Genomic DNA, 26,042 nt, shown 5'->3' with positions numbered 1-26,042 from the left:
CCGAGGACGCGGCTTGGAAACCTACGATTATATCATCGTCGGCGGCGGATCCTCCGGCTGCGTGCTTGCCAACCGGCTGGTGAGCGCCGGCAAGAGGGTGCTGCTGCTGGAGGCCGGCCCACGCGACAACACGCCGTTCATCCATATCCCGGCGACGTTTGTGCGCGTGCTCGGCACGAAGCGGACGTGGATGTACCGGACGGAGCCGGAGCCGGGCGCGAATGGCCGAGTGCTGACCGTGCCGCAAGGGCGCACGCTGGGCGGCGGCTCGTCGGTCAACGCCATGATCTACATCAGGGGCCAGGCCGAGGATTACGACACATGGCGCGATCTCGGTTGTGCCGGCTGGGGCTATGACGACGTGCTGCCGGTCTTCCGCCGCAGCGAGGACAACGAGACCTTCTCCAACACCTTCCACGGCGTCGGCGGTCTGCTCAAAGTGTCGGAGCCGCGTTACCGGCATCCAATCAGCTCGGCCTTCGTGCGCGCCGCGCAGGAGGTTGGCCTGCCGCACAATGCCGACTTCAACGGCGCCGTACAGGCCGGCGTCGGCTTTTACCAGACGACCACATTCCGCGCCCGTCGCGGATCGACGGCCGCCACCTACCTGAAGCCCGTTCGCCATTCGAAACTGCTGACGGTGCATGTGGAGGCTGCCGCGCAGGGGGTCGTGCTCGAGAATGGTGCCGCCGTTGGAATACGCTACCGCCACGCCGGCCGGATCGTCGAGGCACGCGCCAGGGAGGAAGTCGTGCTTTGCGCCGGCGCGCTGGCGACGCCGAAGCTCCTCATGCTTTCCGGCATTGGCCCCGAGGCGGAACTACGCGGCCTCGATATTCCGGTGACGCGGCATCTGCCCGGCGTCGGCGAAAACTTCCAGGATCACATCACCGCGTCGGTCTATGGCATCACTGATCGGCCGATCTCGCTCAAGGGGCAGGATAGGGGGCTGCACGCGGTCAAGAACGGGCTGCAATATGTCTTTACGCGGTCAGGGCTTTTGACGTCCAACGTGGTCGAGACCGGTGGCTTCGTCGACACCAGCGGGCAGGGCAGGGCCGACATCCAGTTCCACGTCACGCCTGCCCTGGTCGGCGACGCCACCCGCGAAGCGATGGCGGGGCATGGTGTGTCGATCAATCCATGCATCCTGCGGCCCGCGTCGCGCGGCAAGGTTTCGCTGCGCAGCCGGGATGCCGGCGATCCCATCGTTTTCGTAGGCAACAATCTGACGCAGCAGGACGATCTCGACACGCTGGTGCGTGGCCTGAAGCTGGCGCGCAGAATTCTAGGCGCCCCGTCCATGCGGGCGCTCGGATTTCGCGAGCTTGCGCCAGGCGACGGCGACAGGAGCAATGCCGAGCTCGAACGGCATGCGCGTTCATTTGCCAAGACCGTCTATCACCCGGCTGGCACCTGCAAGATGGGCACCGACGACATGGCCGTCGTCGACAACCGGCTGCGGGTGATCGGCGTGCCGCGCCTTCGCGTCGCCGATGCGTCGATCATGCCGACGCTCGTCAGCGGCAACACTAATGCGCCATGCATCATGATCGCCGAACGCTGCGCGGATTTTCTACTGGCACGTACCCCTGGCTGAGCCGCATCAGCCAGAAGGTCGGGTTGTCAAAGGCTTTGGCGTAAAATGCACGAAAATTGGCGTAATATATCAGGAATTGTCGAACGGCTACTGTCACGCTGGCAGCGAACCATAAGGCCCCGGACGCCATCTCGGCTTGGGCAAACTGGCGGCACAACCACGTGAACGACGCTTTCCTTGGAGGACGCTATGAACGTATCAATCCCCAACTCGATAGCCGCGCGCGACAAGGCATTTGCCTTGCATCCCTTCGTCGATCCGCTCGCGAACATCGAGCCCATGGTGATCACTCATGGCAAGGGCGTGCGTGTCTTCGACGAGGAGGGGCGGTCCTATATCGATGCGGTGGCCGGCCTGTGGTGTGCATCGCTAGGCTTCGACAATGAACGGCTGGCGCGGGCTGCCTATGAGCAGATGCGCAAGCTGCCCTTCTATCACGCCTTCACCGGCAAGACGAACCAGCCGCTGGTGGATCTATCGGAGCGCCTCGTGCAGCTTGCGCCGTCGCCGATGAGCAAGGTGTTCCTCGCCAATTCCGGCTCGGAAGCGAACGACACCGCCATCAAGCTGATCTGGTATTACAACAACGCGTTGAAGCGACCCGAGAAGAAGAAGATCATCGGTCGCCTGCGTGGCTATCACGGCATCACGCTGGCCACGGCCTCCGTCACTGGGCAGGTGATCAACCACACTTCGTTCGACCTGCCGCTGGCGCGCTTCCACCATGTGCAGACGCCGGTCTTCTACCACAATGGCATGCCCGGCGAGAGCGAGGAGGACTATGCCAGCCGCTGCGCCAAGGAGCTCGACGATCTGATCGTCGCCGAGGGGCCGGACACCGTCGCGGCGATGTTCATGGAACCGATCATGGGTGGTGGCGGCGTCATCGTGCCGCCACACACCTATTACGAGAAGATCCAGGCCGTGCTGCGTCGCCACGACGTGCTGGTTGTGGCCGACGAAGTGATCTGCGGCTTCGGCCGTACCGGCTCTTACTGGGGTTCGCAGACCGTGGGGATCGAGCCCGACATCCTGACCTGCGCCAAGGCCCTGTCGGCGGCCTTCCTACCGATCAGCGCCGTATTGATCGGCCAGAAAATTGTCGACGCGGTGGCCGAGGAGACGCATGCGATCGGCACGTTCGGCCATGGCTTCACCTATTCCGGCCATCCGGTGCCGGCCGCAGTCGCGCTCGAGACGCTCAAGATCTACGACGAGGAAAATATCATCTCCCGGGCTGCCGAGACCGGCCAATTCCTGCAGGCAGAACTCAAGCGCCGCCTGGCCGGCCATCCGCTTGTCGGCGATGTCCGCGGCGCCGGGCTGATCGCCGGAGTCGAGATCGTCGCCGACAAGGCGGAGCGGCGCAATTTCGCCCCTGCCGACAAGATCGGTCCGACGCTGGTGCGCCTGTGCGAGGCCAATGGCGTGATCCTGCGCTCTTGTCCCAACGACACGATCGCGCTCAGCCCGCCACTGATCATCAACAGGGCGGAAACCACCGAGATCATCGACAGGATGGAAAGTGGCCTCGATCTGATCCATGCCACGCTGCGCAGCGGCAAGCCGGCTATGGCGGCTGCATAGGCTTACGCAGGCCCCTTGCGCAGAGGACTTCTGCTTGGCGCGCTGCCGGTCCATGTCCGGTAGGCGCGCGAGAAGACCGAGCCATCCGCATAGCCGGCGCTGATGGCGATCTCGGTAATGGAGTTGATGCGCCCCTGCGCGAGCAGGTTTTCGGCCACGCGCTGGCGCTCCTGGCGCACGATGTCGCGAAAGCTCGTCTGTCGTTCGGCCAGCGCACGCTGCAGGCTGCGAACCGGCATGCCCAGCTTGTCAGCGACGTCGTTGATCTGCGCTGGCCGGCCTCCCATCGACTGGGCCACGATCAGGCCCACCCGGCGCTCAAGGCTCTCGTCAGGAGCCGCCACCTGGTCGGCGAGCCGCAGATGAGCCTCGACGATCGGCAAAAGCGCGTAGCTCACGCGCTCGGATCGAAGCGCCAGATCCTGCCCGGCGATCACCAGCTTGTTGACGGGTTGGCCAAAAAAGACCGGAGCGCCGAATACGCCCTCGTAGAGCCGCGCCCGTGATGGATTGGAGTGTCCGAGATGAACCTCGACAGGCGCCCAGGCACGTCCCATGCGGGTACGGATCAGGCTGCAGAGATTGGCGAGCGAATATTCGACATCCTGTCTGGTCGAGACACCGAGTTCGTGCACACGATAGACGTAGTCACTACCTTGTGGCGTGTCGATCAATTCGAGCGCCCAGCCTTCCCCGATGGCGTTGCCCCAATGCGAGAAATGCGTGAGCGCCTCGTGCAACGTGCGCGACGTCGCCATCAGCAGGCCGAGCGAGCCTACCTGTTCGGAGCGGATCTCCGCACCGATCCTCAAGCCCAAGCAGGGATCGCCAACGAGGTCGGCGGCTTGCTGCTGGATCGCCAGGAAAGTCAAAAACGGCAGCCGGAAATGGGGCTCGACAAGATTCGATTTCTCCAGCCCGTGCGCCGACAGCATCGCCGTGGCATCAATTCCTCTCGCTTCGACGGCTTCGACGAAGGGCAGAATCAGATAACTCCTGATGAGATGCGTGGTGCTCAAGGTCTGTCCCCACTTAACGATCGGATCAGCACCGCCGATACGGCCATGGCGCCGCTGCGGTACGGTGCAGCAGCGCCAGCGTACTATCGCTTTGGAGTCCCTGCGTACAGCTGGGACCAAGGCAAGTCGTACGTCTTTGTCCGCCACCGAATACGAGGACATACGAAGGATATGGCTGGGCGACCCGTCCGTGAACTGATTGATTTGTCGAAAAGGCCACGTTCTCAGAGACAAATATAGTCGTTATTTGTCAAAGGGTTGCGACGCGGTTTGCCCGAATTGATTCAAGAAGCTGATCCAGCCATTCGCTGACCGCATTTATCTTCTCCCGAATAGCAGCAACGCGTCTCATCACTGTCGTTCAGGCGGGCTGCCATCTTTCCTGAAAGCTGCCGGTCCGTTCAGGATGGTCGCCGGCGGGCAACAAATTGTCGCGCTTCCTGTAACCGGAATTGTTTATGACACTGGAGACGCAAGGCTCCGCGGCGATCATCTATGCGGCTCGCTCGCTGCCCCTGGGTTCGATGCCGATCATCGGTTTCGGCGCCGAAGCCGTGCACCGGAATTTCGGCCTGGCCGAAGGGTGTTGACCGTCGGACTGCAGCGAACTGGCAACGGGCCGCAGAAGCCCCAATGTCCTGGCATCTGCCGATCGGCCAGAGTTCGAAAAACCGGTCTTCCAAAATCGATGTCACAGGCGCCTTGGGGAAAGAGGGTGCACAAGCTGTGTTGGCAGTTTGAGAATTCGCCGATATGCCGCACAACGGTAAATGCAACGCCGAGCCGGAACACGTGTCAGGTTCGCAGGAGGACAAGTAGCCGTGACGCAGAAGGGGATCACCTTGAGGGACGTTGCTGCCGCGGCCAATGTGTCGCGCGCTACGGCCGCGCGCGCGCTCAACAGCTACGGCTATGTCGGCGACGAGACCGCACTTCGGGTGCTGGAGGCGGCTGAAAGACTGGGTTACCGGGCCAATCTCGTAGCGCAGGCCCTCCGCAGCGGTCAGTTGCCGATCGTCGGCTTCGTGCCCGGCGACATCCAGAATCCGTTCTTCGCGCGCATCGCTCACGACATCGAGGTGGAATTGCGCAAGCACCGCCACAACCTGCTGATCGCAAGCAGCGAAGAGAATATCGAACAGGAAAAGGAGCTGCTGGAGAGTCTGCGCTCACTGAGCATCCGCGGCTTCATCCTGGCGCCAACCTCAGCGACCGACAGCGAGCACATCGTGCGGCTGGTGCGTGACGGCGCACCGGTCGTGCTGATCGACCGCGTCGTCAAAGAGGTGCACTGCGACAGCGTCGGCGTCGACAACGAGGGCGGCGCGGGCGAGGCCGTGGATTATCTAGTCGCCAACGGTCACAAACGGATCGGACTGTTGCGCGACGAATCCCGTATCTTCACCGCGCAGGAGCGTCTTGCCGGATACCGGAACTCACTGCAGTCGCATGGCATCGCGCTGGATGATTCGCTGATCAGCGTGTCGCGCTCCACGGTCGAACATGCCGTTGAAGCCACCATCCGCCTGTTCAGCCGCCGCAACCGTCCTACAGCGCTTTTCACGGTGGACAGCATGATGACCCAAGGCGCCCTTCTCGGCCTGCGCTCACTGGGGCTCGCAATCCCCAACGACGTGTCACTGGTCGGCTTCGACGACTTCAATCTCGCCACTTTCACCGATCCGCAGATCACCGTCGTAGCCCAGCCCATCTCCGAGATCGGACCGCTCGCGGCCAAGCTGCTGCTCGAACGGCTCGCCGGAAAGAAAGGTGCGCCGCGTCACACCCGGTTCCCGACGCGCCTCGTCATTCGTGGCTCGGTCGCTCACCTGCGCTGACCGGCACAGAACTTCCGTTCAGAAATTTGCTCGCGGGGGGCTTGCCAACCGCAAAAAAGCATGGCCATTATTCAAATGTGAGATCGATCTCACAACCTAGCGATTAATCAAAGGCTGGCTGGACGGCGCCTCGATTTTGGCGGCCCGGTAGGATTCCGCCGAATGCGAGTACAAGGAAGAACGACATGTTGAATTTCGATAGGGACCGCTTCGTAAAGATCCAGAGCGGGGCCGTTGCTATCGCCGGCGAAGCGCGCTTGCTCATGCGCACGCTGCTTGCGGACGGCGTCGAGAGACTGTTTTTCATGGGCACCGGCGGTGTGCAGCTTCTCGCTCTGCCTGCGATCGAACTGGCGAAACGCTACTCCACGTTCCCGGTGAGCGCCGAATATCCGGCACAGGTCGTGCTCGATCCGCCGGCCGGCCTCGACAACAAGGCTGCGGTCGTCATTCCCTCGCTGTCAGGCACGACCAAGGAAGGCGTGGAGCTCATGGCGTTCCTGAAAAGGCGTGGCGTGCGAACGATCTCGCTCACCGGCCATTCGGACACGCCGATCGCACAGGACGCCGACCACAATTTCACGAACTTTGCCGAAGACGACACCTCATCGGAATCATTCTACCTGCAGACGCTGCTGATCGTCCTGGCACTGTTGGCCGAGCGCGGCGAATATGACGGTTACGACGCCGCTGTCGCGGAACTTAAGCTTCTTCCCGGCCTGCTCGCCGATGCGAAGGCCGCTTTCGAAAACAAGGCCGCCGAACTGGCCGAGACGATCAAGGACGAGACCTATCACATCTTCACCGGCGCCGGCTCGGTGTGGCCGGAGGCCAACTATTACGGCATGTGCATCCTCGAAGAGATGCAGTGGATCCGCACCCGACCGGTGCATGCTGCGGACTTCTTCCACGGCACGCTTGAACTGGTCGAGCCCGGCGTCAGCGTCTTCGTATTCAAGGGCGAGGATCGCCTTCGCCCACTGGCCGACCGGGTCGAGAATTTCGCCAGGCGCTACACGGACCGCGTCCGTACGCTGGATGCTGCCTCGGTCAAGCTGCCGGGCATCTCCCAAGAGGTGCGCGGCATGATCTCGCCGGTACTGCTCGCCACCTTGCTCGAGCGATTGAGTGCACATCTCGAATTGCTGCGCAATCACCCGCTGACCACACGTCGCTACTACAAACGCGTTGAATACTGATCCCCTCTCACCTCTGAAGGAGCTGCTTATGAAACGTTCGCTGCAAGTCGTGGCCGTCACAGTGGCCGCGGCATCATCATTCGGCTTTTCGATGAGCGGCAGTTCCGCCGCTTCGGCTTCGGTTGCAGCCGATCCCAACGCCAAGGTGGAGTACACCGGCACACTGTCGGTCCTGACCAAGTTTGGGCTGCAGCAACTGTCGCCTTACTTCGTCAACCTGGCGCAGCAATACGAAAAGCTCCATCCGGGCGTGAAGGTCGACCTCATCCAGGAGAGCGACGACAGCGTGAAGGGCAAGACCAAGACCCTCGTCGCTTCGAACTCGCTGCCTGATGTCTATTTCTCCTGGACGGGCAGCTGGGGGGGCAATTTCGTGCGGGGAAATCGCGCCGTCGACCTGAGCGCGGTCATCGGTCCCGACACCGACTGGGGCAAGACGCTCTCTCCCGCGGCCGTCAAGGCGTTCCAATACAATGGCAAGTTCTATGGCATCCCGCTTTACCAGGACGCCAAGTTCATGGGTTACAACAAGCAGATCTTCGGCAAGCTCGGCCTCAAGGCGCCAGCCACTTTCGAGGAATTGCTGACCAGTTGCGACGCTATCCGCAAGTCCGGCGCAACGCCGATTTCGTTCGGCAACAAGGAGGCCTGGCCCGCGATCCACTATGCGGGTCAGTTGCTCGCCTACAACGTGCCGCAGGCGACGCTGGAACGTGACTTCGACCCGGCCACAGCGCAATACAGCGACCCAGGTTACGTCGCGGCGCTGAAGCAGTTCAGCGAACTCGTCGAGCGGTGCACTGACGGGGCCGGCGTCAACGGCACCTCCTATGCCTCGGCTCTCCAGGCCTTCACGAACGCGCAGTCGGCCATGTACTACCAGGAGATCATCGAGTTCGATCAGGCCGCAACGCCTGATTCAGCGCTGAAGCCCGCCGACTTTGGCTTTTTCAGACTTCCCGTGCCCGGCGGCGCGAAGGGTGACACCAAGTCGATCGAGGGCGCGCCTGAAGGCTATATGATCAGCGCGGCGTCGAAAAACATCCCGCTGGCGATCGATTTCATGAAGTTCGTGACCTCGAAGGAAAATGCGCAGGTTCTGTCGGCGCCGCCTTATGGCCAGCCGAGCGCCACCATCGGCGGCGCCTCGGAAAAGAATATGAGCGTTGCTGTGGTCGATGGTCTCAAGGACATCAACGCTGCCTCGTACCTCATGCCCTGGCTGGACACCGCCAACCCGCCCCGCGTCGCCGCCGTCTGGCTGTCAAGCCTGCAGGCGTTGGCGGGCGGTTCGATGACGCCCGAGCAAGTGATGGACGAGGTGCGCAAGGCCGCATCCGCAGCCAAATAAGCGGACCATGCCCAGGACATCGGACACAATAGAGAGCGGCGCCGTGGTTCACGGCGCTGCCAGATCGCAGAGGCCAAGAAGCCTGCGCGTGCGCTTCAGCAAGCTGTTGTCTTTCCGATGGGCGGCAGCGGCACTGATCCTCATCGGCTGGTTCGTCTATTATCCGATTATTGACAACTTTATCGTTAGCACCACCGATCAGGATATCTATACCGGTGAAGTGACCAATGTCGGCCTCGCCAACTACGACCGGCTTCTGCACGACCCGGTCGTTCTGCTCGCGCTCTGGAACAACTGCCTCTACGCCATCATCTCCGTGGTGTTCCAGGTCTTGGGCGCGTTCCTGCTGGCGGCGATCATCGAGGATCTGAGGAGCGAACGATGGCGCCGTCTGTGGCGCGCCGTGTACTTCGTGCCCTCCGCCATCTCGATCACCGTGACCGGCCTGCTGTTCTACTTCATCTACCAGCCGCAGATCGGTCTGCTGGATGCGGTTCTGAGCCGCGCTGGACTCAGCCAGTTCGTCATGCCCTGGCTCGGCAACGAGCACACCGCCATCTACGCCATCATTGCCATGAGCCAATGGCAGGGCTTCGGCTATTCGACGCTGCTGTTTGCCATCGCCATTCAAAAAATCCCCCGCGACCTCTACGACGCCGCCACAATTGACGGCGCCGGCCCGCTTCGCCGCTTGTGGAGCATCACCTTTCCACTGACCCGGGAAATGACCGGGCTGATGATCATCGTCACCATCACCGGTGCGTTCCAGGTGTTCAACGAGGTCATGGTGATGACCGCGGGCGGGCCTAACAACAGCAGCCAGGTGCTGGGCACATGGCTCTACCAGAAGGCGTTCATCGAGGACAATTTCGGCTATGGCGCGGCGATTGCCGCCGTCATCTTCGTGCTGACCATGCTCACCGGGGCGGCACAGCTCTGGTACACGAAGCGTCGCCGGGTGCAGCTATGAGTGCGGCGATCGCGGTCGGTCGGAACCGGCAGGTGAATGTGTGGGCCGTTATCGCCCGGACGCTCCTTTATTCGTTCCTCGTCTGCCTTGGCGTCGTCGTCATCTATCCGCTGATCTGGATGGCGCTCAGTGGTTTCAAGGACAATGCGCAGATATTCGGCGATCCTTTCGCCCTGCCTGCCCATTGGTCGTGGAACAATTATGTCCAGGCGTGGAACCAGGGCGTGCGTGGTTATGTGACAGTCTCCGTGCTGGTGACCGTCGCTTCGGCCATATGCACTGTGCTGATCAGCGCGTGGACCGCCTTCGGCCTGACCCGGACGAGGATGCCGGCAAAGCCGCTGGTTATTGCCATCGTGCTGGGCGGGCTGATGCTCAGCCCCACAGTGGCGATCATTCCGCTGGTAAAGATGTTGCAGGCGCTTGGCCTCTACAACACCTACTGGGCGCTGATCATTCTCTACACGGCGTTCCGCGTGCCGTTCACCACCTTCCTGATCCGCGCCTATATGCTGGACCTGCCGGGAGATATCGACGAAGCGGCGACAATGGACGGCGCCAGCGAGGGCCAGATCTTCTGGCGCATCACCCTGCCGCTGTGCCGGCCGATCATCATCTCCTGCGTCATCCTGCACGTCCTGTTCGCCTGGAACGAATATCTGTTCGCCATGATCTTCACGAGTGGCAGCGACATGCAGACGCTGCCGGTCGGCCTCACGTCGATCATGGCAACGCACGGGACCAACTATGCCGTCGTCTTCGCCGCCATGACGATTTCCGCCTTGCCCATCGTGATCGTGTTCTTTGCCGCGCAGCGCTACTTCATCCGTGGCCTGTCCGAAGGCATCGGCAAGTAATCATTCCGCGAAAGGACCCTTCATGCCGCAGCTTGCGTCCCATCAGCTGATCGGAGCCAATTTCAGCTTCCAGCACTTTCGGTTCGACCGGGTCGCCAAGCTGATCCGCGAGTTCGGGATGAAAGAGATCGAATTATGGGGCATTGCCCAGCATCTCGACCTTTTCCACGCCACCGATGCGCGCATCGATTCCGTCCGCCGGGTGCTCGCTGACAACGGTCTGTCTGCTTGGTGCTTCACTCCTGAGCAGGTGCTGTATCCGATCAACATCGCCTCGGGCGACGCGGATCTGCGCCGCCACAGCATCGAGCGGTTCTGCCATGCCGCCGATATCTGCGCAGCGCTGGGCGCGCGCTATCTGTTCCTGACCCCCGGTCGGGGCTACGAGGGCGAAGCCTCGGAATCGGCATGGGATCGCTCGCTGGAGGCACTTGGCGCGATCGCTGGACATGCCGACCAAGTCGGTGTGCGCTGCCTGCTTGAGCCGTTGCAGCGCTTCGAGAGCAACATCGTCAACGATGCGGCAGGTCTGCGCCGAATGCTGGACGCGTTGGGCGCAGACAACATCGACATCGTCCTGGATTGCGTTGCCATGGCCACCGCCGGCGACACTGTGGCCGGGTATGTAGACCTGTTTGGCTCACGGCTGGCGCATGTCCATCTTGTCGACGGCACACCAGGCGGGCATCTGGTTTGGGGCGACGGCACGTTGCCGCTCGGCGACTATGTCAGCGAATTGGCCCGCCTCGGCTATACGGGAAAGCTCACCTTCGAGCCCTTTGGCAACGGCGCCTACTCACTGGATCCAATAAGTGCCTGGACCCGCTGCCTCAGCGCTATCGAGCCTTATCTCAATCGCGCAACGGTGCCGGCATGACTGCGCCGAAGCTGGTCGCTGTCGGCGACAATTGTCTGGACGCCTACCTCACCAACGGCCTGCTTACGGTCGGCGGCAACGCGCTCAACGTGGCCGCGCAATGGCGGCGCAATGGCTGGGCGGCGCGGTATTTCGGCGCCGTCGGCGAGGACCCGGAGGGCGAGGTGGTGCTTTCCGGGCTTGCCGGCGTTGGCCTGTCGCCGGACGATGTCGAACGGCGCCCCGGCGACACGGCCGTCACCTTGCTTCGCGACGAATCGGGTGATCGGAAGTTCCTGCACGAGTCCTTCGGAGTTGGCGAAAACTTCATGCCGACGCCGGAGCAGTATACCGTTGCCGCCGCCGCTGACTGGGTGCATCTCGGCACCAACGCCAACAAGGACCTCGTTCGCCGACTGGTCGCGGATGACGTCCCGTTCAGCATCGACGTCTCGACGGCGCACCTGGCGCAGCCGCTCGAGGGCGTGCCTCTGCTGTTCGCCTCCGGTGCAGATGAGGTCGATCAACCGGTCGAGCCGTTGCTCACCGCGCTCCGGGCCGCTGGTGCGCATCGGGTTGTCGTGACCTGCGGACGGCGGGGCTCCTATTTCGACGACGGCCAGGGTGTCGTGCATGCGCCGGCCACGCTTGTCGACGTGGTCGACACATGCGGCGCCGGCGACAGTTTCATCGCGACATTCCTGACCGCGTTCCGGTTCGAAGGTCTGCGGCCAGCCGAAGCGCTGCACGCCGCTGCGGTGGCGGCGGCGCGGACCTGCACGCATCTCGGCGGATTTCCGCAGAAGCCGCGTCCCATACCCGACTGGCTGCCAGCCAAATACGCGAGATTCATCACCGACGCCTTGGGAGCGTGACCGTGACGACACTTCGTTTGCGCCAGCCGGTGGTAGCGCTGCCTTCCGACCGCTCGTTCTGGCTGCAGGATGTCAGCGCCGGCGCGGCCACCGAGCCGCTTCAGGGCAATGAGCGCGCCGACGTGCTGATCGTCGGCGGCGGTTATACCGGTTTGTGGACGGCGCTGCGTATCCGTGAGCTTGCTCCGGAAACGCGGGTCATCGTGCTTGAAGCCGACCTTTGCGGATCTGGGGCTTCGGGGCGCAACGGCGGCCAGGTCCACTCGTGGTTTGCCGAACTCGATCAGATCAGCGCCGTCGTCGGCCTCGAAGAGGCGCGGCAGCTCTGCGCCGACACGGTGGCGTCGATCGCGGAGCTGAAAACTCTTCAACGAGACGGTACGATCGACATGGATCTGCGCCTGGATGGATGGTTGTGGACGGCGTGCTCGATTGCCCAGGAAGGCGCCTGGGACAAGGCCGTCGGCATGGCGGCGGCGGTCGGAGAAAACCGTTTCAAGCCGATGACGGCCGAGGACATTGAGCAACGCACCGGTTCGTCAGCGTCCTATGTCGGCGTCGTGGAGACCAATGCCGGGACGGTGCATCCGGCAAAGCTAGCGATCGGATTGCGAGACCTGGCGTTGGCACGCGGCGTGATCATCCACGAGCGTAGCCCCGTCCTCGCCATCGAACCCGGCAGGATATGCAGGGCGCGCACTGCGCAAGGCTTGGTGCAAGCGGAGAAGGTCGTGCTTGCAGCCAACGCATGGCTCTCGGCTTTGCCGGAACTGCGACGTCATCTCTATGTCGTCGGCAGCGAGGTCATCGCCACGGCGGCCGTGCCCGAACTGCTCGACAGCATGGGCTGGCGCGACGGCGCATCGATCTGCGATGCGCAGGCGCAGGTACTGTATTATCAACGCACCAGCCCGGGCAGGGTGGTCTTCGGTCGCGGCAGCGGTACCATTGCCTTCAGGGGGAATTTCGGCGCCAGCTTCAATCGCAGCCCGCTGCACGGCCGTGATAATGTGCGAGAGCTGCACCGGGTCTATCCGTCGCTGAGAGGCGTGGCAGTCGAGTATGACTGGTCAGGTCCAATCGACTGTGTGCCCGAACACGTTCCGGTGTTCGATCATCTGCGCGATCATCCCAATATCTTTTACGGCATGGGGTTTAACGGCACCGGCATTGCGCAGACACCGATTGGCGGACGCATCCTGGCCAGCCTGGTGCTGGAGCGAAAGGATCGCTGGAGCGCCAGCGGTCTGGTCGGCATCGAGCGACGCATGTCGCTGCCGCCAGAGCCGTTGCGCTACCTCGGCGCCAAGCTTGTTGGCAGCGCGGTGCATCGCAAGAACGAAGCCGAGATCAACAACCGCAAGCCGGGCAGGATCACCAATCTGGTGGCCGGGCTCAAGCCAGGCCGCCGCAAGAAATAAGCAATCTTCCGAGCGCGTTTTTTCGATCTTCCCACCTCAAGAATACGATGGCCGGCCGGCTTAGGTCTGAAAGTCTTGATCCTGCGGCCGTGCCAACATTTCCCACCGCGTCGACCCCGACATGAACTCGGGCGAGTTCATCGTGTTCGTCAGCAGACGATCAGCGGCGGATTTCGCCAAACAGTTAAAGACAAGCCGGTTTTCCTAGAAAAAGGTCTTGATCCCCTTGCCGATATGTGTGCCTAATTCGACATGAGATCGATCTCATATCGAGTTCTCGAATTGCCCTTCTTTGCAGAGGAGGGCGTTTTTTGAAGCATATGCCTGAATGACGAAGAGGGAGGTTTAAGTGAGGAAATTAATCGCGTGGCTGGCCTTGGCCACTACAACGCTCGTGTTCGCGTCTGCGGCGTCGGCGGGTGAAACCATCGACCGGGTTACCTCGAAGAAGGCAATGGTGGTCGCCACAAACAGCGGCTGGCCGCCGCAGAGTTTCCTCGACGACAGCAATCAGTTGGTCGGCTTCGACATCGACGTCTCGAAGGAGATCGCAAGGCGCCTCGGTGTCGAGGTCAGTTTCGACACCCCCGACTGGGCGACGATGACAGGCGGCCATTGGCAAGGGCGCTACGATCTGGGTGTCGGCTCAGTGACGCCGACCAAAGCCCGGGCCAAGGTGATCGATTTCGAAGGCGTGTATTATTACAGCCCTTACGTGTATGTCGTTCACAAGGACAGCCCGGCCAAATCGGTCGCCGACCTGAACGGCAAGATCATCGGCGTCGAGACCGCCACCACGTCGGAGGATTTCATCCGCAGACAGCTCGAGATCGATGCTCCCGGCCTGCCGCCCATCGAATACAAACTGGAGCCCGGTGAGATCAGGACTTTCGCCGATTCAATGCTGCCGTTCGATGATTTGAGGCTCGGCGACGGCGTTCGCCTCAACGCCGTCATCGCACCAGAACAGACAGCTCAGAACGCGATAAAGAACGGCTACCCGTTGCGTATCCTGGAGGGCGGCTATGCCTTCCGTGAGCCACTGGTGGTGATCGCGGAAAAAGGTGATGCCGAGTGGAATGCCAAGATCGGCGGCATTCTCAACGAGATGAAGACGGACGGCACCCTCACGAAGCTGACCACCAAGTGGTACGGCAAGGATTACAGCGCCGACTGAGTAGGGTTGGACGAAGCGTGAGCGGGATGTATCTAAATTGAACATCCCGCTCCATCCGTTTTTTTAGCCGCATTTTGAACGACACCGGGCGGCTCCGCCTGGCTGCAAAATGCTCTCGCACCCCCACCTTATCATCCGATCATGACATATCCTGACACTTATTACCGACGCACGCTTGCCGACAACATCATCAGACCGCCGCTGAGCGGCGTTTCCGAGTGCGAAACAGTCGTTGTCGGCGGCGGACTGGCGGGCCTGACGACGGCGTTGCAACTGGCTCGCGCCGGCCAGCGGGTTGTCGTGCTTGAGGCGGAGGGCATCGGCTTCGGCGCTTCCGGTCGCAATGGCGGCTTCGTCAATCCCGGCTTCGCCACCGGCCTCGACAGCATCGCCGCGATGGCTGGCGTGGACGCGGCACAAAAACTGCACCGCCTGTCCATCGAAGGTGTCGAATTCGTGCGGCAGACGATCCGTGATCTCGACATCAAGGCGGCGGAGCCGCGCTCCGGTATGTTGAGCGTGCTTCGCCACGATGGTGGCGCCGCGCTCAAGGGATATGCCGATCAAATGGCGCGGGATTTCAACTATCGGCTCGACTATCTCGAGCGCGAACAGGTGCGAGCGGTGCTGCATTCCGAGCGCTACCATCAAGGCTTGCGCGACCCCAGCGCCTTCCACATGCATCCGCTCAACTATCTGCGCGCTGTTGCGGGCGAGATCGAACGGCTGGGTGGCAGGATCCACGAAAGATCGGGGGCTATTGAAGCCAATCTTGGCAGCGCGGAAAAGATCGTGCGCACCGGCGGTGGCAACGTGCGCGCGCGCCAGGCTGTATTTGCCACCGGCGGCTATACGGGGCCACTGGTCGGCCGCCTGAAACGGGCATTCCTGCCGATCGCCACTTACGTCATGGTGAGCGAGGATGCGCCTGACCTGATCGCCGAGGCGATTACGACAACCGACGCCGTTGGCGACAACCGTCGCGCTGGCGATTATTACCGCATTGTCGAAGACGGCAGACGCCTGCTCTGGGGCGGGCGCATCACCACGCGGGCAGCCTCACCGGGCGTGTTGGCGAGGCAATTGCGCCGCGAGATGGTCACCACCTATCCGCAGCTCGAAAAGCTCGAGACCGAACTCGCCTGGTCCGGGCTCATGTCTTATGCCCGTCACCTGATGCCCCAAATCGGCGCGTTGCAGCCGGGCGTCTGGTACCTCACGGCTTTTGGTGGCCATGGCATCAACACCACGGCGATTGCCGGCAAGCTGATCGCCGAAGCCATACTGGGAGAATCGGACCGCTACCGGCTCTTCGCACCATTTGGGCTTGCCTGGGCGGGCGGCCCGGCCGGACTTGCGGTCGCGCAACTTACCTACTGGAAGCTGCAGGCGCAGGATTGGTGGCGCGAGCGCGCCCACTGACCACAGGGAGATCGATGACGTGATCGGCCGACTGTTGCTCAACCACCCGGACGCGGCACGCCGCGTTGGCGTGTTCTTCGTGCTCGCTGCCATCGCCGCCGGCCTGTACGGACTCGGCATCAAAGCCAGTTGGCTCGGCAAGCTCGTTCCGGGGTCAGTCGCGTGGCTGGCCGCCAACCCTGAGATCGGGCGGGGGGTCTCGGCAGTGCTGATCGCATCGATCCTGGCGGCGAACTGGAACGCGCTGCGGTATCTCAGCCGCAAACAGCAGATCGTGGCTGTGTGGATAGAACTGTTCGTGCTGTTAATGCTGTTTTTCTATTCCTTCGACCTGTCGTTCGCGTTCATCGCCAAGAAGATCGGCTTTCTCGTCTCGAAGGGCGTGGTGACGACCCTCTACATTTCGGCCATTTCGATCGCCATCGCCACCCTCATCGCCTTCGTCGGCGCGATCGCCAAACTATCCCGCAACGGCGTGGTCTATGGCTTGGCGACCTTCTATACCTCTCTATTTCGTGGCTTGCCGCTACTGATGCAGATCTACATCATCTATCTCGGCCTGCCGCAGATTGGCTACGTCATCGGCGCCGTGCCGGCCGGCATCATGGCGCTGTCGCTCTGCTACGGCGCGTATATGACCGAGATCTTCCGTGCCGGCATCGAAAGCATCTCACGCGGCCAGACCGAAGGTGCTACGGCACTCGGCCTTAGCGCCAACCAGACGATGTTCCTAGTCATCCTGCCACAGGCGATGCGCGTCATCGTGCCGCCGACCGGCAACCAGTTCATTGCGATGTTGAAGGATTCTTCGCTGGTCTCGGTGGTCGGGGTCTGGGAGATCATGTATCTCGCACGCACGCAGGGCCAGACCGAGTTTCGCCACATCGAGATGCTGATCACCGCCTCGATGATCTATTGGCTGCTCTCGATGGGACTCGAGTTCCTGCAGTCGCGGATCGAGGACCGATTCGGGCGCTCACTCAAGCGGTGATCGTGGTCTTCGATGAACCGCGATTGCATTCCATCACCCAGTTTCCCCGCTCTAATCCTGCGAGCCTGGTCGAGACCGACATCGAACGGGACTTCTAGTCTAGCTCATCTGTCACGCGCCGCAGAATGATCCGACATAGCACGAAGCCCGCCGCCAGGCGGGGCGCCGGCATGTTCAGATCCGACGATGCTGTCAGACGCAGCAGGCTAGGCGTCGGGAGGCGCCTGCGCGCCTTCTGCACCGGCGCCTTAACTGTAGCCGCAGTTGTTCTCGGCTTCGTCGTACGCACGGCCGGGTTGCGTTTTTCGGCCATCGAAGCTGTCAGGGCCGCCGCTTTGCGCCTGAGTCCAATTGATTTCGCCGGGGCGGGGCAAAGAAGCCACAGGTGGTCGGCTGCTGGCTACGCCGTTACAGCCTGCTCACCGAACACGGCTCTCGCCGGTAGCGTTGACATGCACAAAGGTGACGCATCCGCGAGGAGTGAACGGCGGCTTTGCGCCTCCAGCAACCATGGCCGAACCGAACTGCGGGCATGCGACAATTTTGATGGCGAACGAAATGAGCGGCAACGGCGAGGTCCCAAAGATGTTGTCGAAGCAGAATGGCGGTGCGAACGAGCCTGTAGGGGCAGTGCCCCGGCCACCGAGATGAAGCAGGTACGGCCTCAATTGTCCGAGGAGGCCCGGGCGAAACTGCGCGAGATGCGCAGCAAGCTAGGCACTGTGTTTTCCAAGGTGACCATGGTGTTGATGGCGACGACGCGTTATCGCAACCTGTCGATCTCAGCTCTATAGGCTCCATGCACCCGCGCCGCTGATCGGTGGCGTCGAGGCCTGCATGCTTTGCCTGCTGTTGCTAAGAGCGGGTGGCGCAATCGTCTGCTCATCTGGTTAGCAGGCGGACAGCCTGGGCGCTGTACAGCTGGGTAGCTCTGATTGGAGCCACATCCTTAGATGGAACGGCATCTATATGGCCGAGTTGGCGCGCTGCGAAGTATCGGCGGCGATATCTTTAGCCGCCGTTTACCGGAGCGCGATAGGGCATTGTGTATGCAATATTGTCGGATGACGTTAGGAACCGCCGTGTCGCACAGAGCAGCAGCCCTAGCCGGCCGTTCTACGCCCCGTCTGCATCGTTTCATGAGCGTGATGCTCGAACTGGCTCCGGGCGTTCTCGTGCCGCGTCAGGAAACGGAGTTGCTCGGACAGAGCGCGGCCGCGATTCTTCGCGATCGCGCGCCCGGCCCGATGGTGATCGACATGTGCTGCGGCTCCGGCAACCTTGCTCTGGCGATCGCGGCGGAAGTTCCGTTGGCCCGCGTCTGGGCGGTGGACGTGACTGACAGCACAGTCGCGCTCGCCCGTAGCAATGCCGAACGCTTGGCCCTGCAGGACCGGGTCACTATCCGGAAAGGGGATCTTTTCGGTGCGCTGGAGGGCGAAGGGCTTATCGGCGCGGCGGACATGATTGTCTGCAATCCGCCCTATATCTCGACCTCGCGCCTCGAAGGCGAGAGCGCGCATCTGCTTGAGGGCGAGCCGCGCGAGGCCTTTGACGGGGGGCCTTACGGCATCTCGATCCACCAGCGGCTGATCCGGGACGCAATCGATTTCCTCAAGCCTGGTGGCTGGCTGCTGTTCGAGTTCGGGCAGGGGCAGGACCGCCAGGTGGCTGCCCTGATAGCCAGAGCCAAGGCCTATGAACCCGTGACATTCGCCAAGGATGAGGTCGGAATGCCGCGTGTCGCACTCCTCCGCAAGCTGGAGAGCGGGGCGCCCGCGATCTCATCCTCCGCAAGTTTGGCATGAGCCAGATTCGTCCCCTGCAGGCTGCGGATATTCCGGCCGTCGTCAGGCTCTTTCAAAGAACATTCCGGGACGGTGGAAAGCCGCCGCCTCCGGCCCTCGAGACTTATCTGCGCTGGCACTATCTCGAAGGCCCGGTCTGCGATCCGGAGATCGCGTCTCTCGTCCATATTGCAAGCGAAGGCGACATTTCAGGCTTTGTCGGCGTAAATGTGCTGCCGATGAGGCATGGCCAGCGCAAGCTGCGCGCCGCCGTCTGTGGTTCGCTCATGGTCGAACCGCGGGCGAATGACCCGATGGCCGGCGCAAGGCTGCTCAGGACATTCCTGGCCGGGCCGCAGGATATCTCCTTCAGCGAAACCGCAAATGCCCTCTCGACGCAGATGTGGACGAAACTGCGCGGGGTCGCCCTGCCGCAATACAGCCTGGACTGGATCCGGGTCATCCGGCCTTCAGCCTTCCTGCTCGATCTAGCCTCGCGGCGAGCCGGCGCCGTGCGCTTGCTTGACCCGCTCGCGCGCGGACTCGATCGCTATCTTCGCGGACGGATGCAGGAGAACGAGATGCGCTGGTCCGGGGTCCCGGAACTCTGGAATGGCAAGGGCGGCCTCAAGGTTGCCGAAATCGATCATGCCGGTTTTGCGGCTCTTTTGGACCCGTTGATGCGACAGTTTCCGCTCCGCCCCGACTGGAGCGCGGAGCAGCTTGCGCATATCCTCGCGGAGGCTTCCCAGAAGCCGGACTATGGCGAGGCCGTGTTCGCGTCCGTCTCTTCCCCCAGCGGGGCGCTGGTCGGCGCCTTCCTCTATCACACCCGCCCGGGCAGGATGGCGCGCGTGCTGCAGGTTCTGGCCCTGCCGGGGCAAGCTGGTTCCGTCGTCGACTGCTTGATTGGCGATGCAGCGCTGCGCGGCGCGGCCGGCCTGCGCGGCCGGACGCAACCCGCCCTGCTCGCGGCGATGCTGGGTCGACGGGTCGCCTTCACTCAACCGGCCTCGACCGTGGTGCATTCGAGCGACGAGGAGCTGGTGAACGCGTTCCTGAGCTCGCAAGGCTTCTTCAACGGGCTGGCCGGCGAGCACTGGAATCGCCTGGCCGGGGAGCGGTTCGAATAGGCCGTCATTGCGCAAGCGGCGACATAATCCCGATGGTCGCGCCGATCTCAGCAGGCGATTTCCTCGACGGGGCGGACGAGCTGCGGGCCAAGGTGCAGATAGCGCGTCGCCCGGCGCTTGGCGGCGATATCGGCCCAGACGCGTTCGACTTCGACCGTAGTCAGCTTCGCGGCGGCGCCGACCTCAACGGCTGAAAGGCCGGTATTCAGCCCGAAGAGGCAAATATCCATGCGGTCATAGGGCAGGGAGAAGTAGAACTCTTCCTGCGTCTGCTCGAGGGAATAGGTGTCGGTCGTTGGCGCCCTGCGGCAGATTTCCTCGGGAATGCCGAGATGGGCGGCAAGCGCATAGATCTGGCTCTTGTAGAGATGGGCGATTGGTTTGACGTCAGCCGCGCCGTCGCCATTCTTCACGAAGAAGCCTTGGTCGTATTCGAGCCGGTTCGGCGTGCCGAGCACGGCGAAATTCAGCCGGTCGGCGTGATAGTACTCGATCTGTTTGCGCGTGCGCTGCTTCATGTTGGTGGCGGCGACGATGCCGAGATAGACCGCCGGCGACATGCGCAGCCTCGTCTGCCGGCCTTCGGGGTCCTGCACCACCAGCGAGGAGATGTTGTAGCCCTCGCCGGCGAGCGAATTGGCGATGACGATCTTTGAGGCCCAGCCCGGCCCGTATTCCGGCACCAGCTCGCGGATGAAGGCATCCCGCCGCTCATAACAACCCATCGCGTGCAGCGTCGGGCCGATATCCTCCACGATCGCTTCGACGCCGAAGGTTTCGGCGGCCAGCCGGCCGAGGCGGAGGCTGTCGGGATCGGAGTCGCTTTCCGGCATGAACAGGCAGAAGACGTTCTTCGCGCCGACAGCGCGGGCGGCGAGCGCCACCGAGACGCTGGAATCGATGCCGCCAGAGAGGCCGAGCACGAGCCCGCGCTTGCGCATGCCACGTAGCTGCTCGCGCAACCCGACGACGATACGATCGGTTTCCGCAGCGCTGTCGAGCGTCAGCGCGTCGGCCGAGAAGGCAGGACGGCTCGGGGCGAGGGAGAGGTTCATTCTGCAGTCCCCAACGTTTCGGCCGCCAGCCTTCGGCTGACCTTTCCGGTATCGGTCTTCGGCAACTCGCGGCGGAACTCGATGAGCTTCGGCACCATGAAGTCCTCGAGATGAACGGCGCAGTAGCGAATGATGTCCCGTTCGCTCAGGGTCGAGTCCGAGAGAACGACGAAGGCGGCAATGGCGTGGCCGAGCATCGGATCCGGCACGCCGGTTACCACCGCTTCCGCGATGCCGGGATGGGCGTGCAGCACAGTTTCGACTTCCTTCGGGGCGACCTTTTCGCCGCGCGTCTTGATGATGTCGTCCTTACGGCCAACGAAATAGAGGAAGCCGTCCTCGTCCGTCCGGAACAGGTCGCCGGTGTGGAGCCGCTTTTCCCAGGGATGCGGCCCGGGACGCAGCATCTGCTCCGTGGCCACGTCGTTGCGCCAATAGCCCTGCATGACATGCGGGCCCCGGATGACCAACTCGCCCGCCACGCCCGGCGGCACGCGGTTGCCCTCATCGTCGACGACGATCGCTTCCGTGTTGGGAATAGCGATGCCGACGGAACCCGGCCGGCGGGCCAGCTCCTCCGGGGGCAGGTAGGTGCAGCGCTTGCACTCCGTCAGTCCGTACATGGAATAGAGCCGCACGCCGGGGAACAGCTCGCGCAGCCGGGCGATATGCACCGGCGGCAGGGCGGCGGCGGTGTTCGAGATATAGCGCAGGCTCGGCAGGCAACCCGGCGCCAAATCGCGCATCTGCAGGATCAGCGCCGCCATCGTCGGCACCAGCGGGAAACCGGTGACCTTCTCGGCGCGGATGCGCTCGAAAATGGCCTGCGGAAAGGCGAAGGATTTTTCGAGGACGAGGGTCGCGCCGAGCTTTATCGCCATCAGCAGCTGATAGAGGCCGTAGTCGAAAGCCAGGGGTAGGACATTGAGGATGATGTCGTCAGGGGTGTTGCGCAGATAGGTCGTGATGGATTCGGCCGCGGCATCGACATTGCGGTGCGTCATCATCACGCCCTTGGGACGGCCGGTGGAGCCCGAGGTGTAGATCAGCATGGCGAGGTCGATGTCGATCCCACCATGGGGAGCGGGCACGGGCGCGACCTTGAGACAATCCTCGAAGGAGGCAGCGCCATCCGGCATATTGCTGGATGGCGCTTGCGTAGCCGCGACGAAGAGCGGTCGGCCCGATAGCGCACGCGCCTGGATCACGACAGGCATCAGCTTGGCCTGGGTCAGGATCGCCGCAGCCTCGCAATCGTCGATGACATAAGCGAGCTTGTCGGTCTTGGTGGAGGCGTTGATCGGGCTGAAGGTCGCGCCCGCCTTGAGAACCGCGAAGATCGAGACGGCGGCTTCCCAGCAATTGTCCATGAAGACGAGAACGCGGTCGCCGCGCTGCACGCCATTCGCCGCGAGAGCGGTCGCGAGTCGGTTCGACAGATCGTCGAGCTCGTCATAGCGCAACCGCTTTCGGTCGGTGACAAGCGCCGTCTTCGCGCCATGTGCGGCCGCGTTCGTGATGAGGAATTGCTCGACCCGCATGAGCTCGGGCCTTCCGCTGCCAGCCGTCACGCCGCGACGAGCGATGCGGTCTTCGCTGTGATGAAGGCCGTGATGCGCGCCAGGGAATCGAGGTTGGCCGGCACGATATCGGCGTCCGCAACTGTGAGTCCGCAATGGTCCTCGATAAAGGCCACCAGTTCCAGAACGCCGGTCGAATCGATGATGCCGTTCTCGATCAGCGAGTCCGTATCGGCGAGGGCGTGGGTGGTGTCGCCAAACAGGAAGTTCTCGATGACAAAGGCCTTCACTGCGTCTTGGATCGTATCGGTCATGTCGTTCGCTTTCCTTGGTGGTGTCAGGCGGCCTTTGCGTTGCAAATGCCTGTGCCGGTGAAAGTCGTCAGCCACAGCTGCGTCGACAGGATGCCGACAAAGGCCGCGTTGTCGCGAAAGCCGGAGGCCGGCCGGCGGCTGCATTTCTCATGTAGTTTTGCGACTGCCTTCGGATTGAAGAGCCCGCCGGCGCTGACTGCGGCATCGCCCAGGGCCGACTGGACATAGTCCCTCGTGCCCGGCCCAACGAAGGACTGGCTATCCGGTGCGCGATAGGGCTGCTTGGTCCGCCGGCCGATGGCGGCCGGCAGCAGGTCTTTGGTCGCCTCCCGGAGAATATGCTTCTCCACGAGCCCCTTCAGCTTCATCTCGGGAGGAAGGCCGGCGGCAAACTCGACCAGATGATGGTCGAGGAAGGGAAAGCGGCCCTCGACGCCGTGGGCCATCGCCATGCGGTCGCCCTGGCTGGACAGGATATAGCCAGGGAGAAGGAAGCGGGCTTCCAGATATTGCGCCTGATGCAAGGAATGCCAGCGGGCGAACGCCTCGGGCAGCCGCGCGGCGAGCTCCTCGGCGGCGTCATATCCGGACAATGTGGCACGCAGATCGCCCGAGTAGAACAGCTTCGTCGCCGCCGTGCCGTCGAACCTCGGCCGATGGGAGAACAGCGGATCGTCGAGCGCCGCGCCGCAAGCCCCGAAGAAGGAGAACAGGTACTCGGCCGATTGCTGCCTCAGGCCCGGAAGATAGGGGTAGAGCTTGCGGAACAGATGCGGCCGGATGCGGGAGCTGGGCTGTCTCCCGCAAAAGCGCCGAACCCTGGCCTCCTTGAAAATATCATAGCCGGCAAAGACTTCGTCGGCGCCTTCGCCCGTCAGCACCACTTTCAAGCCGGCCTCGCGCACGAGGCTCGAGAGTTTGTAGAGCGGGGCAGGGGCAGTGCGCAGGATCGGCCGCTCCGTGAAGCGGATAACGTCAGGGAAGACGGCGGCGATATCGCCTTCCCCGCAGGCGACGGCGCTGTGATGCGTGCCGAGCGCACGGGCCATCTCGAGCTGGAAGCGGCTCTCGTCATGGTCGGCGCTATCGAAGGTGACCGAGAAGGTCCTGAGGCCACCCGGCGCCATGCGCGCCGCCAGCGCCGATGTGATGGAGGAATCGAGGCCGCCAGAGAGATAGGCGCCGACTGGCACATCGGCGCGCATGCGGATGCGGGTCGCCTCCGTCAGGAGGGCGCGCAGTTCCTCGGCCGCGGCACGCTCGTCCCGGTGCCGGGGCGGCGCGTCCCGGTCGGGATACTCCAGGCTCCAGTAGGGCCGCGTCGAGACGCTGCCCTCTTGCACGATCATCAGGCTTGCGGGTTCGAGCTCGTAGATATTGCGGAAGGCCGTGCGCGGCGCGATCGGGGCCCAGAGCGTGAAGATCTGGTCGAGTGCGACCGGATCAATCTCGGCCGCGACGCCCGGGGCCTGGAGGAGCGCCTTGACCTCCGAGGCGAAGTAAAGCCGTTCGCCCTGCCTTGTATAAAAGAGCGGCCGGACCCCTATGCGGTCGCGCGCCAGAACCATGCGGCGGCGGCGGCCGTCCCAGAGCGCAAAGGCGAAATCGCCATTGAGCGCGGAGACGCAATCCTCGCCCATCTCGTCATAGAGATGCAGGATCACTTCGGTGTCGCTGGCTGTCCGGAAATGGCGGCCTTTGGCGCGAAGCTGCTCGCGCAGTTCCACATAGTTGAAGATCTCGCCGTTGAAGGCGATCGTCAGATCGCCCGTCGCATCGGACATGGGCTGCTGGCCGTCCCCCAGGCCGACGATGGACAGCCGCGCATGGCCGAGGCCGGCCGCCTTTGTGGTGAAGAACCCCTGCTCATCGGGGCCGCGATGCGCAATGGCAGCCGTCATCCTTTCAAGGAGCGCCCTCCCGTCCCGGACAGTGCCGAAATAACCGCTAAAACCGCACATGCCGAGATATTTCCAAGTCCACCAGCGCGGCTCGTACTATAGCCGCGAAGATATCGGTAGGTATTAAACATTTGGACTATTCATGAGAATGGTAAATTTTGAGCGGCCGCCGACGGCTGATTTCTTGCGTGAGCATTGGATCTGCCGCGAGATTAGGGCAATGACGCACTTCGGCGTCGTGTTTGGATGATGTTCACGGGGTCTGAGGGGCAGGCTCTCATCGCCTTCATTAATGCGGGTGCACCGAGAATGAGGATGGCACCCTTGAGAGTGTAGGCCAGGATGTCGAGACTCATCTCCGTTCCGACATTGGGGAGCTGGCGAGGGCGTTGGTGCATGGAGGCTGGTTAAGGGGTATCGGCGCTGAGCGTATCCGAGTAGCCTGATGCCGTACAATCCCATGAGCCTCACAGTCATCGAGGGCCGAAAGCGCTATATCGGGTGAGGAACTGGAGAGAATATGATCGCGGTCTTGTGTCTCGCGGCGATGACGGTGGCTGCCGCCGTGGTCTCGCTGGTCACTGTCCATTGATCCGAGATCTGGCACATCTTTCGGGGGCGCAGCAACCCAACGGGCTCGAACCCTTCACTCGCCGCTCCAGCATCCCGAGAGGGGGCTTTGTTTGCCTCAGGATTTCGTTGCCAGCGTGGTTGGTGCGAGGGCCTGCAACCGGTCGTCCGAGCGGGAGCCTACATGTTGAGACCGACGCCACCTTATTGCCGGGCCAGCAGGATTGCGATCGCGGCGCGCCGCGGAAGGCGGTCAATGCAGGTGGTCGATCAACCGATCGTACTCGGCTTCAGCCCTGCCATATGAGCCCTCAGCCAGCGCGACAAGACTCGTTCTGTCAAGGATGACGACCTCACCTCGATTTGACCGGATTAGACCTTTTCCCTCCAATGTCTGCAGCGCAATGGTAACCCCCGGTCGCCTGACGCCGAGCATGACGTCCCCGATGTACTTCGCCTGGATAACCAGAATGGATTTAACAGCCAGCCGATCAGCCATCGAGATATTCAGCACGTCAAAACGATGGGGCAGGATGTTGGTCATTGGGCGCGCACAAACGTCCAAGAGAGCTCATGTGCCGCTTGTGGTGATCGATGGA

General features: G+C 62.6%; 21 protein-coding genes and 2 pseudogenes. 17 read left to right on the top strand and 6 right to left on the bottom strand.

The genetic code is table 11. The annotated features are described in order from the left end of the window. Positions 1-13 precede the first annotated feature (13 nt). Together LB519_RS17625 and LB519_RS17620 are read left to right on the top strand one after the other, a co-directional pair. Positions 14-1,600, top strand: coding sequence for a GMC family oxidoreductase (locus LB519_RS17625; RefSeq protein WP_224620734.1), 1,587 nt, complete (start codon positions 14-16; stop codon positions 1,598-1,600). A 189-nt stretch (positions 1,601-1,789) separates the two neighbouring features. Beyond that, a complete protein-coding gene (locus tag LB519_RS17620) occupies positions 1,790-3,187 on the top strand; it encodes an aminotransferase (RefSeq protein ID WP_224620733.1) in 1,398 nt (465 codons plus the stop codon). Between the two features lie 2 nt (positions 3,188-3,189). Here the strand turns inward: LB519_RS17620 and LB519_RS17615 are convergent, their stop codons facing one another. Further along, entirely contained in the window at positions 3,190-4,206 is a 1,017-nt protein-coding gene (locus LB519_RS17615; protein ID WP_224620732.1) for an AraC family transcriptional regulator, read from the bottom strand. Between the two features lie 470 nt (positions 4,207-4,676). On the opposite strand from LB519_RS17615, the pseudogene LB519_RS17610 reads away from it, so the two are divergent. The 15 genes and pseudogenes from LB519_RS17610 to LB519_RS17540 all read left to right on the top strand — a co-directional run. After that, a pseudogene (locus tag LB519_RS17610) lies at positions 4,677-4,846 on the top strand (nitroreductase family protein); the annotation flags it as partial. A gap of 181 nt (positions 4,847-5,027) precedes the next feature. Further along, a complete protein-coding gene (locus LB519_RS17605; RefSeq protein WP_224620731.1) occupies positions 5,028-6,044 on the top strand; it encodes a LacI family DNA-binding transcriptional regulator in 1,017 nt (338 codons plus the stop codon). Positions 6,045-6,229: 185 nt separating this feature from the next. Beyond that, a complete protein-coding gene (locus tag LB519_RS17600) occupies positions 6,230-7,243 on the top strand; it encodes an SIS domain-containing protein (protein WP_224620730.1) in 1,014 nt (337 codons plus the stop codon). 28 nt (positions 7,244-7,271) lie between these two features. After that, positions 7,272-8,594, top strand: coding sequence for an ABC transporter substrate-binding protein (locus tag LB519_RS17595; RefSeq protein ID WP_224620729.1), 1,323 nt, complete (start codon positions 7,272-7,274; stop codon positions 8,592-8,594). Between the two features lie 88 nt (positions 8,595-8,682). Next, the gene (locus tag LB519_RS17590) at positions 8,683-9,564 is read left to right on the top strand and encodes a carbohydrate ABC transporter permease (protein ID WP_224620728.1); all 882 of its coding nucleotides are present in this window, start codon (positions 8,683-8,685) and stop codon (positions 9,562-9,564) included. Beyond that, positions 9,561-10,421 carry a carbohydrate ABC transporter permease gene (locus LB519_RS17585; RefSeq protein WP_224620727.1) on the top strand — a complete coding sequence of 287 codons (861 nt, stop codon included), beginning with the start codon at positions 9,561-9,563 and terminating at the stop codon, positions 10,419-10,421. Before LB519_RS17590 ends, LB519_RS17585 begins: the two co-directional genes overlap by 4 nt. 22 nt (positions 10,422-10,443) lie before the next feature. After that, positions 10,444-11,298 (top strand): sugar phosphate isomerase/epimerase family protein, encoded by an 855-nt coding sequence (locus LB519_RS17580; protein ID WP_224620726.1) that lies wholly within the window; start codon positions 10,444-10,446, stop codon positions 11,296-11,298. Beyond that, a complete protein-coding gene (locus tag LB519_RS17575; RefSeq protein ID WP_224620725.1) occupies positions 11,295-12,152 on the top strand; it encodes a PfkB family carbohydrate kinase in 858 nt (285 codons plus the stop codon). The genes LB519_RS17580 and LB519_RS17575 overlap by 4 nt, the downstream gene beginning before the upstream one ends. Before the next feature lie 2 nt (positions 12,153-12,154). Continuing rightward, a complete protein-coding gene (locus LB519_RS17570; protein ID WP_224620724.1) occupies positions 12,155-13,573 on the top strand; it encodes an NAD(P)/FAD-dependent oxidoreductase in 1,419 nt (472 codons plus the stop codon). A 349-nt stretch (positions 13,574-13,922) separates the two neighbouring features. Beyond that, positions 13,923-14,750, top strand: coding sequence for a transporter substrate-binding domain-containing protein (locus LB519_RS17565; RefSeq protein ID WP_224620723.1), 828 nt, complete (start codon positions 13,923-13,925; stop codon positions 14,748-14,750). A gap of 141 nt (positions 14,751-14,891) precedes the next feature. After that, positions 14,892-16,172 carry an NAD(P)/FAD-dependent oxidoreductase gene (locus tag LB519_RS17560; protein ID WP_224620722.1) on the top strand — a complete coding sequence of 427 codons (1,281 nt, stop codon included), beginning with the start codon at positions 14,892-14,894 and terminating at the stop codon, positions 16,170-16,172. A 19-nt stretch (positions 16,173-16,191) separates the two neighbouring features. Beyond that, positions 16,192-17,163, top strand: a complete 972-nt coding sequence (locus tag LB519_RS17555; protein WP_128289861.1) for an amino acid ABC transporter permease — start codon at positions 16,192-16,194, stop codon at positions 17,161-17,163. 647 nt (positions 17,164-17,810) lie between these two features. After that, positions 17,811-17,957, top strand: a complete 147-nt coding sequence (locus LB519_RS17550) for a hypothetical protein (protein WP_224620721.1) — start codon at positions 17,811-17,813, stop codon at positions 17,955-17,957. A gap of 270 nt (positions 17,958-18,227) precedes the next feature. After that, entirely contained in the window at positions 18,228-18,971 is a 744-nt protein-coding gene (locus tag LB519_RS17545) for a N5-glutamine methyltransferase family protein (RefSeq protein WP_224620752.1), read from the top strand. Further along, complete coding sequence (locus LB519_RS17540) at positions 18,968-20,083, top strand: hypothetical protein (protein ID WP_224620720.1); 1,116 nt, start codon at positions 18,968-18,970, stop codon at positions 20,081-20,083. Before LB519_RS17545 ends, LB519_RS17540 begins: the two co-directional genes overlap by 4 nt. 47 nt (positions 20,084-20,130) lie before the next feature. On the opposite strand, the gene nadE is transcribed toward LB519_RS17540, so the two are convergent. The 5 genes and pseudogenes from nadE to LB519_RS17515 all read right to left on the bottom strand — a co-directional run. Beyond that, positions 20,131-21,138, bottom strand: coding sequence for an NAD(+) synthase (gene nadE / locus LB519_RS17535; RefSeq protein ID WP_224620719.1), 1,008 nt, complete (start codon positions 21,136-21,138; stop codon positions 20,131-20,133). After that, positions 21,135-22,679, bottom strand: coding sequence for a class I adenylate-forming enzyme family protein (locus tag LB519_RS17530; protein ID WP_224620718.1), 1,545 nt, complete (start codon positions 22,677-22,679; stop codon positions 21,135-21,137). Before LB519_RS17530 ends, nadE begins: the two co-directional genes overlap by 4 nt. A 26-nt stretch (positions 22,680-22,705) precedes the next feature. Further along, positions 22,706-22,972 carry an acyl carrier protein gene (locus tag LB519_RS17525; RefSeq protein ID WP_224620717.1) on the bottom strand — a complete coding sequence of 89 codons (267 nt, stop codon included), beginning with the start codon at positions 22,970-22,972 and terminating at the stop codon, positions 22,706-22,708. 23 nt (positions 22,973-22,995) lie between these two features. Beyond that, positions 22,996-24,933, bottom strand: a complete 1,938-nt coding sequence (asnB, locus tag LB519_RS17520) for an asparagine synthase (glutamine-hydrolyzing) (protein ID WP_224620716.1) — start codon at positions 24,931-24,933, stop codon at positions 22,996-22,998. A gap of 763 nt (positions 24,934-25,696) precedes the next feature. Then, positions 25,697-25,882: pseudogene (locus LB519_RS17515) on the bottom strand (helix-turn-helix domain-containing protein); the annotation flags it as partial. Positions 25,883-26,042: the final 160 nt, after the last annotated feature.

Origin of the sequence: Mesorhizobium sp. AD1-1 (genome assembly GCF_020164655.1) — a bacterium.
Classification (GTDB): domain Bacteria; phylum Pseudomonadota; class Alphaproteobacteria; order Rhizobiales; family Rhizobiaceae; genus Mesorhizobium; species Mesorhizobium ciceri.
The sequence above is the reverse complement of the archived record's forward strand: the minus strand, read 5'-3'. Positions and strand labels throughout refer to the sequence as shown.

Coding starts and splice junctions, on each gene's coding strand:
- LB519_RS17595 (WP_224620729.1), top strand. CDS start 7,272: ATGAAACGTTCGCTGCAAGTCGTGGCCGTCACAGTGGCCGCGGCATCA.
- LB519_RS17560 (WP_224620722.1), top strand. CDS start 14,892: ATGACATATCCTGACACTTATTACCGACGCACGCTTGCCGACAACATC.
- LB519_RS17600 (WP_224620730.1), top strand. CDS start 6,230: ATGTTGAATTTCGATAGGGACCGCTTCGTAAAGATCCAGAGCGGGGCC.
- LB519_RS17620 (WP_224620733.1), top strand. CDS start 1,790: ATGAACGTATCAATCCCCAACTCGATAGCCGCGCGCGACAAGGCATTT.
- LB519_RS17580 (WP_224620726.1), top strand. CDS start 10,444: ATGCCGCAGCTTGCGTCCCATCAGCTGATCGGAGCCAATTTCAGCTTC.
- LB519_RS17550 (WP_224620721.1), top strand. CDS start 17,811: ATGAAGCAGGTACGGCCTCAATTGTCCGAGGAGGCCCGGGCGAAACTG.
- asnB (WP_224620716.1), bottom strand. CDS start 24,933: ATGTGCGGTTTTAGCGGTTATTTCGGCACTGTCCGGGACGGGAGGGCG.
- nadE (WP_224620719.1), bottom strand. CDS start 21,138: ATGAACCTCTCCCTCGCCCCGAGCCGTCCTGCCTTCTCGGCCGACGCG.
- LB519_RS17545 (WP_224620752.1), top strand. CDS start 18,228: ATGACGTTAGGAACCGCCGTGTCGCACAGAGCAGCAGCCCTAGCCGGC.
- LB519_RS17585 (WP_224620727.1), top strand. CDS start 9,561: ATGAGTGCGGCGATCGCGGTCGGTCGGAACCGGCAGGTGAATGTGTGG.
- LB519_RS17575 (WP_224620725.1), top strand. CDS start 11,295: ATGACTGCGCCGAAGCTGGTCGCTGTCGGCGACAATTGTCTGGACGCC.
- LB519_RS17530 (WP_224620718.1), bottom strand. CDS start 22,679: ATGCGGGTCGAGCAATTCCTCATCACGAACGCGGCCGCACATGGCGCG.
- LB519_RS17540 (WP_224620720.1), top strand. CDS start 18,968: ATGAGCCAGATTCGTCCCCTGCAGGCTGCGGATATTCCGGCCGTCGTC.
- LB519_RS17525 (WP_224620717.1), bottom strand. CDS start 22,972: ATGACCGATACGATCCAAGACGCAGTGAAGGCCTTTGTCATCGAGAAC.